Here is a 13,293-nt window from a genome sequence, read left to right as displayed (position 1 = left end):
CGCCGCCATTCTTGTTGTGGCCTGGTCGGGACAGTGGGCGGCCGCCCCCACGCCCCGCCGGCGTGGAGGCGGTTTCCGAGGTCAGCGCTGGGCGGTGATCATCGGCAGGTTCAGGCCCTGCTCCTTCGCGCAATCGATGGCGACCTGGTAGCCGGCGTCGGCGTGCCGCATCACCCCGGTCCCCGGGTCGTTGGTCAGCACGCGGGCGATGCGTTCGGCGGCCTCGTCGCTACCGTCGCAGACGATCACCATCCCGGAGTGCTGGGAGAAGCCCATGCCTACGCCGCCGCCGTGGTGCAGCGAGACCCAGGTGGCGCCGCTGGCGGTATTCAGCAGGGCATTCAGCAGCGGCCAGTCGGACACCGCGTCGGAGCCGTCCTGCATGGCCTCGGTCTCGCGGTTGGGGCTGGCCACCGAGCCGGAGTCGAGGTGGTCGCGGCCGATGACGATCGGCGCGGACAGCTCGCCGCTGCGCACCATCTCGTTGAAGGCCAGGCCGAGCTTGGCGCGCAGCCCCAGGCCAACCCAGCAGATGCGCGCCGGCAGGCCCTGGAAGCTGATGCGCTCGCGGGCCATGTCCAGCCAACGGTGCAGGTGGGCATCGTCGGGGATCAGTTGCTTGACCTTGGCGTCGGTCTTGTAGATGTCCTGCGGGTCGCCCGACAGCGCGGCCCAGCGGAACGGACCGATGCCGCGACAGAACAGCGGGCGGATGTAGGCCGGGACGAAGCCGGGGAAATCGAAGGCATTGGCCACCCCCTCTTCCTTGGCCATCTGGCGGATGTTGTTGCCATAGTCGAAGGTCGGCACGCCCTGCTGCTGGAACGCCAGCATGGCCCGCACGTGTACCGCCATGGACTGCTTGGCGGCCTTGACCACGGCGGCCGGGTCGGTCTGCGCGCGGTCGCGGTACTCTTCCCAGCTCCAGCCGGCCGGCAGGTAGCCGTTGAGTGGATCGTGGGCGCTGGTCTGGTCGGTGACCATGTCCGGGCGTACGCCGCGGCGAACCAGTTCCGGAAGGATCTCGGCGGCATTGCCCAGCAGGGCGATGGAGATGGCCTTGCCTTCGGCGGTGTAGCGCTGGATCCGCGCCAGGGCGTCGTCCAGGTCCTTGGCCTGCTCGTCGACGTAGCGACTGCGCAGGCGGAAGTCGATGCGGCTCTGCTGGCACTCGATGTTCAGCGAACAGGCGCCGGCCAGGGTCGCCGCCAGCGGCTGGGCGCCGCCCATGCCGCCAAGGCCGGCGGTAAGCACCCAGCGGCCCTTGAGATTGCCGTCGTAATGCTGGCGGCCAGCCTCGACGAAGGTTTCGTAGGTGCCCTGGACGATGCCCTGGCTGCCGATGTAGATCCACGAACCGGCGGTCATCTGGCCGTACATCGCCAGGCCCTTGGCGTCCAGTTCGTTGAAGTGTTCCCAGGTCGCCCAGTGCGGCACCAGGTTGGAGTTGGCGATCAGCACCCGCGGCGCGTTGGCGTGGGTCTTGAACACGCCGACCGGCTTGCCGGACTGTACCAGCAGGGTCTCGTCGTCGTTCAGTTGCTTGAGGGTCTCGACGATCCTGTCGTAGCACTCCCAGTTGCGCGCGGCACGGCCGATGCCGCCGTAAACCACCAGTTCCCTGGGGTTCTCCGCGACCTCCGGGTCGAGGTTGTTCATCAGCATGCGCAGCGGCGCTTCGGTCAGCCAGCTCTTGGCGGTCAGCGTAGTGCCGCGCGGGGCGCGGATTTCAATATCGCGGAATTTGCTCGGGGTGGTCACGGCAGGCTCCTGGGCGTGGCGTTCAACGGGCGGCGACCGGCGAGGGTGCGCCTGAATTCGGGGACGAAGCAGAGGTCGGGCTGGGTCTACCGAACACATCTATGCTTGTACATACAAGTATAAGCAAAGGAAGGGCCAATTCTGCCGCCACGCCCTCCGGAGATATCTCCACATTCCCGTGAATTTCATTCAACCCTTTGATTTTTCTGTAGTTAAGAATTAGCGAAGGTAGCCTCTCCCCCGGGAGAAGGAGCCTGCCGGAACGGCCCTGGGTGCACGTGATCGAAGCGTGCGCGCACCGGTTTGGGGCCTTCGGTAACACCGTTCAGCGCAATTGCGGGTAACCCCAGCCCTGCGCCTGACGCTCGTAGTCGAGGAGAATCCGGTAATGCTCCTCGCCGGCCGGGAGGAAGCTTTTCAGCGCCAGTGTCGCGGCCAGGTGCGGGCACTCGATCAGCGTCAGGTTCAGCGCTTCGAACAGCTCGCGGCGTTGCGCCGCACTCCAGTGCAGCGAGGTGATCAGCGGCAAGGCCGGGCTCGGCGCGCTGCGCCCGAGCACGCGCAGGCCGGCCAGGCGCTCCGGTGCGTGGCGTTGCAGGTAGCCGAAGGTCACTGCATCCACCGAGGTCAGCTCGACCTCACCCGCGGCCACCATCGCCAGGCTGCGCAGGTGGCCGCCGCTGATGTGCACCTCGGCGAAGAACGCCGAGTCTCGCCCCAGCGGCGCCAGCGCATGGCGCAGCAGGTTCATGCCGCTGTTGGAGTCGTGGTCGTTGAGCGCCAGGCGGGTATTGCGGAAGTCGCCGAGGCGCTGGCGCGCCTGTCCTTCGGCGGCGACGAACAGGCTGCAATGCTCGCCGGGAGCACAATCGGGCAAGTCGTAGCTGGGCACCGCGAGCACCGCCACCTGGCCGCGCAACTGGGTCATCAGCGGATAGCCGCAGGTCTGCGCGAACAACAGGTTAGGCTGTCGCCACTGCACCGCCAGATCGGTGGCGGCCGACGCGTAACGGCGCACGCCCAGGCGCCGGCAGACCTCGCCGATGAAGGTTGCGCCGGCCTGCCTGACGCAGTCCGGCTCGACATACATGTCCAGCGCCGCCACCACCGGGGTATCGATCATGCTCTCGTCCGCCTGCCTTCAATGCTCGGGATGCACCGGCGCATCCACTGGCCGCCAACCGTGACGCCGCCATAGACGACCATAGCCGGGCAGGTGGAAATCGCCACTGCGTCGCCGGTAGGCACGGCGGCTTGCGCTATACACGCGCGGCAGCAGGTACCAGGGCAGGCCCGGCAGATCGTGGTGGACCAGATGCAAGTTGTTGTTGAGGAACAGCAGCCGCCACGGCCACCCCGCGTCGACCAGCACGCTGCGCTGCGCCGGCTCACGGGCCGGACGGTGCTCGTAGAAAGAGCGCAGCATGCTCAGGCCGAGGGCCGGATAGGCCACCGCCGGCAGGTACAGCCAGGGCGGGATGCCCGCCCAGCGCCAAAGCCCGGCCAGCAACCCGCCCAGCAGCACGGCATGCAGGCCCCACAGGCGCCAGGCGGCACCCTCTCCCCGGCGCAACCGCGAACCTTCCAGGCGCGCCATCGCCGCCAGGGCCAGCAGCGGGCCGAGGGTGGCGCGACCGAGCAGGGTCTTGTCCAGGCAGAGCCAGCGCCGCCGCCAGGAGCCCAGGCGCGGCCATTCGGACAGACTGACGTAGCGACTCTCGGGGTCCAGCCCCGGGTAGGTCAGTTGCTCGTCGAGGTGGTGCCGCAAGTGGCTGTCACGGTACAGCGGATAGGGATACCAGACGGCCAGTGGCAGGTAGCCGAGCATGGCGTTGAACCTCGGCCAGCGGGTCGGGTGGCCATGGATCAGCTCATGCTGCAACGACATGTAGAGGGAGGCGAACGGCACCAGTCCCGCCAGCACCGGCCAACCCCAGCGCTCATACTGGCTGGCGAGCAATGCCCAACCGCCGTACAGGCAGGCGATCAGCAGCCAGGTCGGCCATTCGCTGCGCGCCTGGAAGGTATCCTGGAGCCGCCGCACCAGGGTGCGCTGACGCCCGCTCAGGTAGTGCGCCATGAAGGCTGGCGAGGCTTACTTCAGGGAGGTATCGAGGCGCGCGGCGACTTCGGCCGGCACCCAGTGGCTCCAGATTTCGCGATGCTGGCGAAGAAACTGCGCACGCACCTCGCCGACCTCGCGATGATTCTGCGCCATGTCGGCGAGCAGCTCGTTGAACAGCGGCAAGGGGATCTCGACCTTGCGGAACAGCTCGACCAACGCCGGCGCCTTGTCATGGAAATCGCGGGAAACGCCAATGGTGATCTTCGCCGGCAACGAGCGGGAACCGATGGGGTCGGGGTTCTTCGGATCGGACAGGGTGGCCCAGGCCTTCTCGCTGAACGGCGGCTCTTCCAGTTGCACCAGCTTGAAACGGCCCATCAACGGAGTCGGCGACCAATAGTAGAAAAGCACCGGCTCGCCGCGCCGGAAGGCCGCACTGATCGCCGCATCCAGCGCCGGGCCGGTGCCGGTGCGGAAGTTCGTGTAGCTGTCCTGCAACCTGTAGGCCTTGAGCTTCTGGCTGTTGACGATCTCGCAGGTCCAGCCGGTCGGGCAGTTGTAGAAACGCCCCTTGGCGGGCTCCTCGGGATCGCGGAACAGCGCCTTGTAGCGCGGCAGGTCGGCGACCGACCTCAACTCCGGCGCCTTCGCCTCGATGCCTCGTTGCGGGTCGCCCTTGACCAGGTACTCCGGCACCCACCAGCCCTCGGTGGCGCCCTTCACCGTCTCGCCGACGGAGAACACCTCGCCCGCCTCCTCCGCCGCGCGCCACACCGGGCTACGCCCGGCCCATTGCTCCCCGGTGACCTGGATATCGTTCTGGCGCAGGGCGTTTTCCATGGTCACGGTATTGCCCGGCAGCGCGTCGGTCTCGCAGCCGTAGCCTTTTTCCAGTACGTAGCGCAACAGGTCGGTGGTGAACATGCCGCTTTCCCAGTTCAGCCCGGCGAACACCACTTTGCCCGGGTACGGGCATTCCGCCGCGACGGCGGTCTGGCTGGCGAGGCTGGCGCCCAGGGCGAGGACGGCGAGGATCTGGCGAAGCGGGGGCATGCGGGTCTCCCGGTTGGAGTCGGACGGCATGCGGAACTATATAGGCATTAAAAATATTGGATTAATAACGTTTGATTCTTTGGATAGACAAAAGCGCCTACCCTTTCGGTGTAGACGCTTTTTCCTGGCGGCGCCGGCGAATCACAGCGAATCGAGTTCCACCGCACAGACCCACGCCGGCTCGTGGGCCGTCAGGCGCCAATGCTGCAAGCCCTGCAGCCCCTCGGCGCACAGGCAGTCGTGGGCAGCCAGTTGCCCGCGAGGTTGCCCTTGCAAGGAAATCGCTACCCCGTCCTGCTGGGCGAACAGCAGCAGCGTGCTCGCCGTGCCGTGCCAGTCCAGCTCGCCCTCGACCCGCAGCCATTGCAGGCGCGCGCGATGGCGCCGGGGCGCATAGATCAGGTTGAAGTCGCGGATAGCTCCATCGAGCAGGGTGCAGTGCACCTCGCTGTCGCCGGAAAAGGCGAAGGCCTGCCGGGCGCGTAGCGGCGCGGATTCCGCGCCATCCACCCGCAGGCGCATGCCGCCGCCCTCCAGCACGCTGATGATCCGCTGGTAACCGGCGAAGCGGGAGAAGCCGCCGGACTCGCCGACATCGGCGATCGACAGGCGCCAGCCGAAGCCGTCCAGGCCGTCGCCGCCGTCGCGGGCGATCTCCTCGGTGGAGCCGGCGCCGTTCTTCCACGGCATTCTCGGGTAGTCGACGGCGCGCAGGATGCGGAATTCGCTCATGAGCTGAAACGTCCTTCCAGACGGTGGCGGGAACCCGGGTGCAGCAGCCGCGCGGCGGTCACCGCGACACGCCCGGACCAGGTGCGGCGGCGGATCAGCAGGCACGGCTCGCCGCGTTCGATCTGCAACAGCTTGCACTCGGCCGGCTCGGCGAGGATCGCCTCGACCACATGCTCGCCCTCGGTGAGCGGCGCCACCTGGGTCAGGTAGGCATAGGGCGTTTGCCGGGTGAAATCCTGCTTGAGGTAGTCCGGCGCCACCGCGGCGTTCACGTAGCGGTCCTCGATCTGCACCGGGATATCGTTCTCGTAGTGCACGATCAGCGAGTGGAACACCCGCTGGCCTTCGCGCACGTCCAGTGCCAGGGCGCGCTCGGGGCCGGCGACCTCCTCGCCGAGGGTGATCACCTGGCAACGATGGCGATGCCCGCGGGCCGCGATCTCGTCGGCGATGTTGTGCACCTCGAACAGCGCCGACTGGCCCTTGGGCTCGGCGACGAAGGTTCCTACCCCCTGCATGCGCACCAGCAGGCCGTCGCTGGTCAGTTCGCGCAGGGCGCGATTGATGGTCATGCGACTGAAGCCGAGCTGGCTGACCAGTTCGCTCTCGGACGGCACCCGGTGGTGCGGCGGCCAGGCGCCCGACTGGATCTGGCTGACGATCATCTGCTTGACCCGCGCGTAGAGCGGCGCCGGTACCTCGCCGAGTTGCGAGGCCAGCGGGGAACGATCGGAGGAAGAGGACGTCACGGAGAGACTCCTTGTCGAGGCGTCGATGAAGTGAGTTTACGCACCGCTTAATCGTCTGTATATGTATATACAAATAAAACAGACTGCGTGTGAGCTGATTATGTCCGCAATTTTCGCTGAACGTGCGTTGCTGCCGGAAGGCTGGGCGCGAAATGTCCGTTTCGAGATTTCCGCGGACGGAGTCCTCGCCGGGATTCGTCCCGACGCCAACGCCGACGGCGCCGAACGCCTCGGCGGCGCCGTGCTGCCGGGGATGCCCAACCTCCATTCGCACGCGTTCCAGCGCGCCATGGCCGGGCTCGCCGAAGTCGCCGGCAATCCCAACGACAGTTTCTGGACCTGGCGCGAGCTGATGTACCGGATGGTCGCTCGGCTGTCGCCGGAACAGATCGAGGTCATCGCCCGCCAGCTCTATATCGAGATGCTCAAGGCCGGCTACACGGCGGTGGCGGAATTCCACTACGTCCATCACGACCTCGACGGCCGCTCCTACGCCGACCCTGCCGAACTTTCCCTGCGCATCTCCCGCGCCGCCAGCGCCGCCGGCATCGGCCTGACCCTGCTTCCCGTGCTTTACAGCCACGCAGGCTTCGGCGGCCAGCCGGCCAGCGAGGGCCAGCGGCGCTTCATCAATGGCAGCGAGGCCTACCTGGAACTGCTCCAGCGCCTGCGCGCGCCGCTGGAGGCGGCAGGCCACTCCCTGGGCCTGTGCTTCCACTCCCTGCGCGCGGTGACTCCGCAGCAGATCGCCACGGTCCTCGCCGCCGGCCACGACGACCTGCCGGTCCACATCCATATCGCCGAACAGCAGAAGGAAGTCGACGACTGCCTGGCCTGGAGCGGACGCCGGCCGTTGCAATGGCTGTACGAGAACGTCGCGGTCGACCAGCGCTGGTGCCTGGTCCATGCGACCCACGCCGACCCCGCCGAGGTGGCGGCGATGGCGCGTAGCGGCGCGGTGGCCGGCCTGTGCCTGAGCACCGAGGCCAACCTCGGCGACGGCATCTTCCCGGCGACGGACTTCCTCGCCCAGGGCGGGCGCCTGGGCATCGGCTCGGACAGCCACGTCTCGCTCAGCGTGGTCGAGGAACTCCGCTGGCTGGAATACGGCCAGCGCCTGCGCGACCGGAAACGCAACCGGCTGTACCGCGACGACCAGCCGATGATCGGCCGCACGCTCTACGACGCTGCTCTGGCTGGCGGCGCCCAGGCCCTTGGGCAGCCGATCGGTAGTCTCGCCGTGGGCCGTCGCGCCGACCTGCTGGTGCTCGACGGCAACGACCCCTACCTGGCCAGCGCCGAGGGCGACGCCCTGCTCAACCGCTGGCTGTTCGCCGGCGGCGACCGCCAGGTGCGCGACGTGATGGTGGCCGGCAGATGGGTGGTGCGCGACGGCCGGCATGCAGGGGAAGAGCGCAGCGCACGGGCATTCGTCCAGGTGCTGGGGGAACTGCTCGACTGACCCTGCACAGCGGCGGACAACCGCGTTGCGCTTATCCGCCCCACTCGTTCGAGCCGTCGGGCGCTAAACGCCGATACTTCCCACGCCAGCCGCCAGGCGTGAACGGCGCTGGAAAGAAAAAACGCCCCGGCGGGGCGTTCCTTCACTGGCTCCGCTTCAACTGGCCGTCGGGTACCCGCCAGATCAGCTCGTCCACCGCGTAACCGCGGCTGCGCGCTTCTTCCAGCAGACGCTCGCGGGTCTGCTGCGAAACCTGCGGGGTACGCGACAGCAGCCACAGGTATTCACGGTTCGGATTGCCCACCAGCGCGGTACGGTAGTCGTCGTCCACCGCCAGCACCCAATAGTCGCCGCGCGCCACGTTGGGGAAGAGATTGGCGAACCAGTTGTCGAAGCGCACCCACAACTTGTCGGTGCGACCCGGTTGCTGGGCGACTGCCCGCCCCTCCACCTGCTCCCAGTCGCCATCCAGGGTCAGGCAGCGATTGATCACCTGGATGCTCTGGTCTTCCTGCAAGCGGTAATGCGCCTCCGATTGCGCGCAGTTGCGCTGGAAGAACATCGGCAAGCGCGCCAGTTCGTACCAGGTGCCCTGGTAGCGCTGGAGGTCGACCTGCTCGGTGGCCGGCGGATTCTTCGGCGAGCCCGCGCAACCGACCAGCAGCAAGCCCAGCCACAGGGTGCAGAGCACCCGGATCGGCAGACCGATCACTTGAGCCCCTGGCCGGAGAAGAGCAGCGCCTTGTCGGCCGCGTACTGCACGCTGATGAAAGCCTTCTCGTCGCCCCAGGTGCAACTGGACATGCCCAGCGCGCCGGAGCACTCGGTGGGCTTGCCGAGGATCGCCTCGACCTCGGCCTTGCTCATGCCGGCCTTGAGCTTGGAATAGTTTTCCTGGTTGATCTTGCTGCAGGCGGCCAGGACGACGCAGAAAGCGACCACGGCCAGGGTACGGAACGACGCCATGAGGAACTCCTTGTTCGGGGGAAGCGCTGCCCTACAGCTTGGCACACGCGGGGGAAATCCGGAGCCTTGGAGTCAGAAACGCGAACCGGGTTCCCTGAGGAACGCCGTCTCCTCCTCGCTGGAGGGGCGGCCGAGAATGGCGTTGCGATGGGGAAAGCGACCGAAGCGGGCGACTACCGCATGATGCCGCTCGGCATAGTCGTAGAAATCGTCGAAGGGCTTGCGCACGCTGCCACCGACCTGATCGCGCAGGTCGCGGAAGCAGGCTACCGCCCGCTCCTGGCTGGGCAGGTCCTCGGCGTGCTCCAGGACCAGGTAGGCGAACACCCGGCGCACCGGCGGCAACTGGCGGTCGAAGCCTTTTTCCAGGCCCTCGCGCACCACCCGTTGCGCCCGGGCGTCGCCGGCGTAGGCGCGCGGCGTGTCGCGGTAGATCATCCGCGGCAACTGGTCGAGCAACAGGATCAGCGCCAGCCAGCCATCGGCCTCGGCCGTCCACTCCTGCAAGCCGCCGTCCAGCGCCTGGTTCACCAGGTCGCCGAAACGGCCGCCGGCATCGGCGTCCTGGCAGACGTTCTTGCCGAACCACAGGCCGTTGCGCTGGGCAACCACCTCGGCGGCATCGCTGGAGGTGCCGAACCACCAGTCGAGCAAGGTCTCCCAGGGCGCGCTCATCGGCCTACTCCGCGTGGTAGCCGGTGATGCGCTCGACTTCCTGCTTCGAGCCGAGGAACACCGCGACACGCTGGTGCAGGTTCTCCGGCTTGATGTCGAGGATGCGCTGGGTGCCGTTGGTGGCGGCGCCGCCGGCCTGCTCGATGATGAACGACATCGGGTTGGCTTCGTACATCAGGCGCAGCTTGCCGGGCTTCTCCGGCTCGCGGGCGTCGCGCGGGTACATGAAGACGCCGCCACGGGTCAGGATGCGGTGGACGTCGGCGACCATCGAGGCGATCCAGCGCATGTTGTAGTTCTTGCCCAGCGGGCCTTCCTTGCCGGCCAGCAGTTCTTCCACGTAGCGTTTCACCGGCGCTTCCCAGTGGCGCTGGTTGGACATGTTGATGGCGAACTCGGCGGTGCTTTCCGGCACGCTGATGTTGTCGTGGGTGAGGACGAAGCTGCCCAGCTCGCGATCCAGGGTGAAGCCCTTGACGCCATTGCCGAGGGTCAGCATCAGCATGGTCTGCGGGCCGTAGATGGCGTAGCCGGCGGCGACCTGGGTGGTGCCCGGCTGGAGGAAGGCTTCCTCGCGCAGGGTATCGTTCTGGTTCAGGTACTCGTTGGGGCAGCGCAGCACCGAGAAGATGGTGCCGACCGAGACGTTGACGTCGATGTTGCTGGAGCCGTCCAGCGGGTCGAAGACCAACAGGTAGGCGCCTTTCGGATAGCGCCCCGGAATCTGGTAGGGGTGGTCCATCTCCTCGGAGGCCATGCCGGCCAGGTTGCCGGCCCATTCGTTGGCTTCCAGCAGGATCTCGTTGGACATCACGTCCAGCTTCTTCTGCACCTCGCCCTGCACGTTCTCGGTGCCCATGCTGCCGAGCACGCCACCCAGCGCGCCCTTGGACACCGCATGGCTGATTTCCTTGCAGGCACGCGCCACGACCTCGATGAGGAAGCGCAGGTCGGCCGGGGTGTTGTGGCTGCGGGTCTGCTCGATCAGATAGCGGCTCAGGGTAACGCGGGACATGGATGGCTCCGGAGAGAGGAAAAAACCCGCGCAGTTTAACGCGGAATTGGCGGTCACGCTTGACTCCGCGCAACCGCCGGTTGGAGATCGGCGGCGGCGGCGCGGTTCATTTCCGCGGCGCGCAACCGATCGACGGTCGTCAGCCGCGCCCCATCTCGCCGTTCAGGCTGGCCTGGACGATTTCCACCCAGTAGCCGTCGGGATCGCTGATGAAGGCCACGTTCTTCATGCCTCGGTCCAACGGCTTGACGAAGTTCACCCCGAGCGTTTCGAAACGCTCGCAAGCCGCCACCAGGTCGGGCACCGAGAAACAGATATGGCCGAACCCGCGCGGGTCCTGGTTGCCGTTGTGGTACTGGCTGTCGTCGCTCTCGCTGCCCCAGTTGTGGGTCAGCTCGAGGACCGACTGGCGCCCGAAGGTATATCGCTGGCGCTCGTCGACCGCATCAGGCACTTCTTCGCCACGGGTCATGGCGAGGAAATACAGGGAGAAGCGGCCTTCCTCGAAATCCAGGCGACGCAGCAGCCGCATGCCGAGCACCCGCGAGTAGAAGTCGAGCGAGCGCTTCGGATCCTTGACCCGCAACATGGTGTGGTTGAACACGTATTCCTGGGTGATGGCGTCCGGCTCCATGCAGATGCCGGGCTGTACTTCGGTGTTGAAACTCATCGGGCGATTCCCTCGAACGAAACGGATCGGCAGTGTATGGCGGTCGACCGGGCGGCGAGTAACAGCGGGGTACTACTCTCTTGATGCCGGCGCGCGCCGTTCGTTCCGTCGGCGAGAAACGCGACCGGCGCCGCCCGGGCGCCGGTCGCCGCTACCTCAGAAGTCCAGGCTCAGCGCCAGGCTGACGCTCTGCTGGGTATCGTCCTCGCCCTTGCGCCAGTTGTAGCCGCCGCGCAGCGACAGCTCCGGTGCCAGCTTCTGGCTGAAGCCGAGGGAGACGCGGTTGAGGTGGTCCTGCGGGGTGTAGCCTTCGAGGGTAAAGCGATTGCCCGGCAGGCTGTTGAGGGACATGGTGAGGTCCTGGGTGTCGTCCTCGTACTCGCGTTCGTGGGCGTACTCGGCGAACAGCTGGGTATCGCTGCCGAACGCGTACTTGCCTTGCAGGCCGGCGCCCAGGCGCTTCGAGCTGCGCTTCTGGTCGTCGTAGTCGAGCGCGGTGGCGCTGGCGCCCTTCTCGGAATAGCCGTCGACCTCGACCCGTGCATAGTCGGCGCTGACGAACGGCGACAGGTGCCAGGGACTGTCGGCCTGCTGGGCGATGTCGTAGCCCAGGCGCGCGCTGAACGCCCACAGGTGGCCGTTGGTGTCGCCTTTCTCGCTGCGCTCGCCGCCGCCCAGGGCGAACTTGCGCTTCAGGTCGTCGTAGTCGAGGTAGCCGCCGGTCAACGCCGCGTCGGCCCACCAGCGGTTTTCCTGGTACTGCACGAAGGCGCTGGCCATGTAGCTGTTCATCCGGTAGTCGGAATCCTTGGCGCCGGCTTCCAGCTTCTGCCGGTAGAAACCGGCGGCGACCCCGGCGCGCCAGGCCCCGTCGATGCGGTAGCTGCCGCCAAGGGTCAGGTTGTAGCCATTGCCGTCGCCGCTGGCGGCGCTGTCCTGGGAGTCGAAGTCCAGGCGCTGGCCACCGCCGCCGACGAAGCCGCGCCACTGGCCGACGTTCTGCCAGTTCTCCCAGTCCGCCTGCCACTGGCTGCGCAGTTCGTCCTGGTAGGCACGCAGGGTGCCGTGGGCCATTTCCGGCAGCAGGGTCAACTCCCAGGGCGCCGACAGCAGCGAATAGGTGTAGTCGGCGATCAGGCGCTGGCCGGTGATGGTCGGGTGCACGCTGTCATTGAACAGCAGTTTGCTCGGGTCGGGCGTGCTGCCGTTGATCCCGTAGGTCGGGTTCATGGTACAGCCGTTGCCGCTGAAACAGGTGCCGATCAGGTTCTGGTCGGCGGCCAGGCCGAAGGAAGCCGGGTTGGCCATGCCTTCCTTGAGCAGCAGCGGGATGTTCAACGGAATGACGTTGGCGCCGGCCTGGCTCAACTGGGCGGTCAGCTCGGCGTTGAACGTGCCGCTGAGTTGGCTGGCGAAAGGCTGCAAGGGACCACCGAAGGTAGCCGGGGTCAGGCCCAGGTCGGGCAACAGCCAGACCACGATGTAGCGCGCGCCGGCCTGCTGCAGGGCCTGCACGCTATCCACCAGGCGACCGGCGGCCTGTTGTGCCTGGAGGTCGTTGAGGATGCGCCCCTGGAGGAAGTCGTTGCCGCCGCCGGTGATGTAGTACAACGCGTTCGGATCGGCACCCAGGCCCTGGCGGGCACGGTCCACCAGGTAGCCATCGCGGCTGCGCAGGAGGGTATTGTCGCGCTCGATCAGCGAGCCGTTGGCCGCGGTGATCGAGTCGTAGATCTGGTCGGTCCGGTAGCCGCCCACCGCCCAGTTGTTGCCGTCGGCGATGCCCTGCTGGGCGTTGACCGGCGAGGTCGAGGCAGCCAGGTCGCCCGGGGCGATGCCGAGCTGATTGCCGAGCAGCATGGGCGCGGTCGGTCCGAAGATCTCGCCGCTGCCGTTCTGGTAGGTCGGGCCGACCCGGTTGGTGAAACGCGAGGTGCTTCCGGCGGGGCCGGCAGGATCGGGGAACTGCCCGGCATCGCTGAGGCTGTCGCCGAACACCACCAGCGTCGAATAGGGCGAAGGAGCAGCCTGCGGGGCGGTGGACAGCGAAGCCAGCAGGCAGGCCGCTACCAGTGGCTTGAGCGCCATTCTGATCATTCTCTTACTCCGTGATTTGTTTTTATTGTCGGGCCGCCGCGTCGTCGG

Annotated in this window: 13 protein-coding genes; 1 reads left to right on the top strand and 12 read right to left on the bottom strand. The window is 67.0% G+C overall.

The genetic code is table 11. The features are described from left to right. Window positions 1–81 precede the first annotated feature (81 nt). The 6 genes from hutU to hutC all read right to left on the bottom strand — a co-directional run bounded on the left by hutU (window position 82) and on the right by hutC (window position 6,360). Window positions 82–1,761 (bottom strand): urocanate hydratase, encoded by a 1,680-nt coding sequence (hutU, locus tag HMPREF2716_RS14615; protein ID WP_003095958.1) that lies wholly within the window; start codon window positions 1,759–1,761, stop codon window positions 82–84. 325 nt (window positions 1,762–2,086) lie between these two features. Then, entirely contained in the window at window positions 2,087–2,884 is a 798-nt protein-coding gene (locus tag HMPREF2716_RS14610; RefSeq protein ID WP_004352471.1) for a phosphate/phosphite/phosphonate ABC transporter substrate-binding protein, read from the bottom strand. 18 nt (window positions 2,885–2,902) lie between these two features. Continuing rightward, window positions 2,903–3,841, bottom strand: a complete 939-nt coding sequence (locus HMPREF2716_RS14605; RefSeq protein WP_003101765.1) for a fatty acid desaturase — start codon at window positions 3,839–3,841, stop codon at window positions 2,903–2,905. A 15-nt stretch (window positions 3,842–3,856) separates the two neighbouring features. Continuing rightward, window positions 3,857–4,879, bottom strand: coding sequence for an ABC transporter substrate-binding protein (locus tag HMPREF2716_RS14600; protein ID WP_003101766.1), 1,023 nt, complete (start codon window positions 4,877–4,879; stop codon window positions 3,857–3,859). A 141-nt stretch (window positions 4,880–5,020) separates the two neighbouring features. Further along, the gene (locus HMPREF2716_RS14595; protein WP_003162196.1) at window positions 5,021–5,611 is read right to left on the bottom strand and encodes a HutD/Ves family protein; all 591 of its coding nucleotides are present in this window, start codon (window positions 5,609–5,611) and stop codon (window positions 5,021–5,023) included. Further along, window positions 5,608–6,360 carry a histidine utilization repressor gene (hutC, locus tag HMPREF2716_RS14590; RefSeq protein WP_003095970.1) on the bottom strand — a complete coding sequence of 251 codons (753 nt, stop codon included), beginning with the start codon at window positions 6,358–6,360 and terminating at the stop codon, window positions 5,608–5,610. The genes HMPREF2716_RS14595 and hutC overlap by 4 nt, the downstream gene beginning before the upstream one ends. Before the next feature lie 100 nt (window positions 6,361–6,460). On the opposite strand from hutC, the gene HMPREF2716_RS14585 reads away from it, so the two are divergent. Continuing rightward, on the top strand, window positions 6,461–7,822 hold the full coding sequence (locus tag HMPREF2716_RS14585; protein ID WP_023518171.1) for a formimidoylglutamate deiminase: 1,362 nt from the start codon (window positions 6,461–6,463) through the stop codon (window positions 7,820–7,822). A 142-nt stretch (window positions 7,823–7,964) separates the two neighbouring features. Here the strand turns inward: HMPREF2716_RS14585 and HMPREF2716_RS14580 are convergent, their stop codons facing one another. The 6 genes from HMPREF2716_RS14580 to estA all read right to left on the bottom strand — a co-directional run bounded on the left by HMPREF2716_RS14580 (window position 7,965) and on the right by estA (window position 13,245). Continuing rightward, on the bottom strand, window positions 7,965–8,534 hold the full coding sequence (locus HMPREF2716_RS14580; RefSeq protein WP_003095980.1) for a lipocalin family protein: 570 nt from the start codon (window positions 8,532–8,534) through the stop codon (window positions 7,965–7,967). Continuing rightward, complete coding sequence (gene bamE / locus HMPREF2716_RS14575; protein WP_003095983.1) at window positions 8,531–8,788, bottom strand: outer membrane protein assembly factor BamE domain-containing protein; 258 nt, start codon at window positions 8,786–8,788, stop codon at window positions 8,531–8,533. Before bamE ends, HMPREF2716_RS14580 begins: the two co-directional genes overlap by 4 nt. 72 nt (window positions 8,789–8,860) lie before the next feature. After that, entirely contained in the window at window positions 8,861–9,463 is a 603-nt protein-coding gene (locus HMPREF2716_RS14570; protein ID WP_003101790.1) for a DUF924 family protein, read from the bottom strand. 4 nt (window positions 9,464–9,467) lie between these two features. Next, a complete protein-coding gene (locus tag HMPREF2716_RS14565) occupies window positions 9,468–10,478 on the bottom strand; it encodes a class 1 fructose-bisphosphatase (RefSeq protein ID WP_003095990.1) in 1,011 nt (336 codons plus the stop codon). 139 nt (window positions 10,479–10,617) lie between these two features. Next, the gene (gene gloA, locus HMPREF2716_RS14560) at window positions 10,618–11,148 is read right to left on the bottom strand and encodes a lactoylglutathione lyase (protein ID WP_003101793.1); all 531 of its coding nucleotides are present in this window, start codon (window positions 11,146–11,148) and stop codon (window positions 10,618–10,620) included. A gap of 156 nt (window positions 11,149–11,304) precedes the next feature. Next, window positions 11,305–13,245: an esterase EstA gene (gene estA / locus HMPREF2716_RS14555; RefSeq protein ID WP_023119125.1), complete on the bottom strand. Its 1,941-nt coding sequence runs from the start codon at window positions 13,243–13,245 to the stop codon at window positions 11,305–11,307. Window positions 13,246–13,293 lie beyond the last annotated feature (48 nt).

The sequence above is a fragment of the Pseudomonas sp. HMSC076A11 genome, from assembly GCF_001810205.1.
GTDB classification, from domain to species: domain Bacteria; phylum Pseudomonadota; class Gammaproteobacteria; order Pseudomonadales; family Pseudomonadaceae; genus Pseudomonas; species Pseudomonas aeruginosa.
Note: the sequence above shows the minus strand (reverse complement) of the source record. Positions and strands in the feature narration are given on the sequence as shown.

What these genes read in the sequence shown, in the direction of transcription:
- HMPREF2716_RS14600 (WP_003101766.1), bottom strand. Translation starts at nt 4,879, where the DNA reads ATGCCCCCGCTTCGCCAGATCCTCGCCGTCCTCGCCCTGGGCGCCAGC.
- HMPREF2716_RS14565 (WP_003095990.1), bottom strand. Translation starts at nt 10,478, where the DNA reads ATGTCCCGCGTTACCCTGAGCCGCTATCTGATCGAGCAGACCCGCAGC.
- HMPREF2716_RS14570 (WP_003101790.1), bottom strand. Translation starts at nt 9,463, where the DNA reads ATGAGCGCGCCCTGGGAGACCTTGCTCGACTGGTGGTTCGGCACCTCC.
- HMPREF2716_RS14605 (WP_003101765.1), bottom strand. Translation starts at nt 3,841, where the DNA reads ATGGCGCACTACCTGAGCGGGCGTCAGCGCACCCTGGTGCGGCGGCTC.
- bamE (WP_003095983.1), bottom strand. Translation starts at nt 8,788, where the DNA reads ATGGCGTCGTTCCGTACCCTGGCCGTGGTCGCTTTCTGCGTCGTCCTG.
- estA (WP_023119125.1), bottom strand. Translation starts at nt 13,245, where the DNA reads ATGATCAGAATGGCGCTCAAGCCACTGGTAGCGGCCTGCCTGCTGGCT.
- gloA (WP_003101793.1), bottom strand. Translation starts at nt 11,148, where the DNA reads ATGAGTTTCAACACCGAAGTACAGCCCGGCATCTGCATGGAGCCGGAC.
- HMPREF2716_RS14595 (WP_003162196.1), bottom strand. Translation starts at nt 5,611, where the DNA reads ATGAGCGAATTCCGCATCCTGCGCGCCGTCGACTACCCGAGAATGCCG.
- HMPREF2716_RS14610 (WP_004352471.1), bottom strand. Translation starts at nt 2,884, where the DNA reads ATGATCGATACCCCGGTGGTGGCGGCGCTGGACATGTATGTCGAGCCG.
- HMPREF2716_RS14585 (WP_023518171.1), top strand. Translation starts at nt 6,461, where the DNA reads ATGTCCGCAATTTTCGCTGAACGTGCGTTGCTGCCGGAAGGCTGGGCG.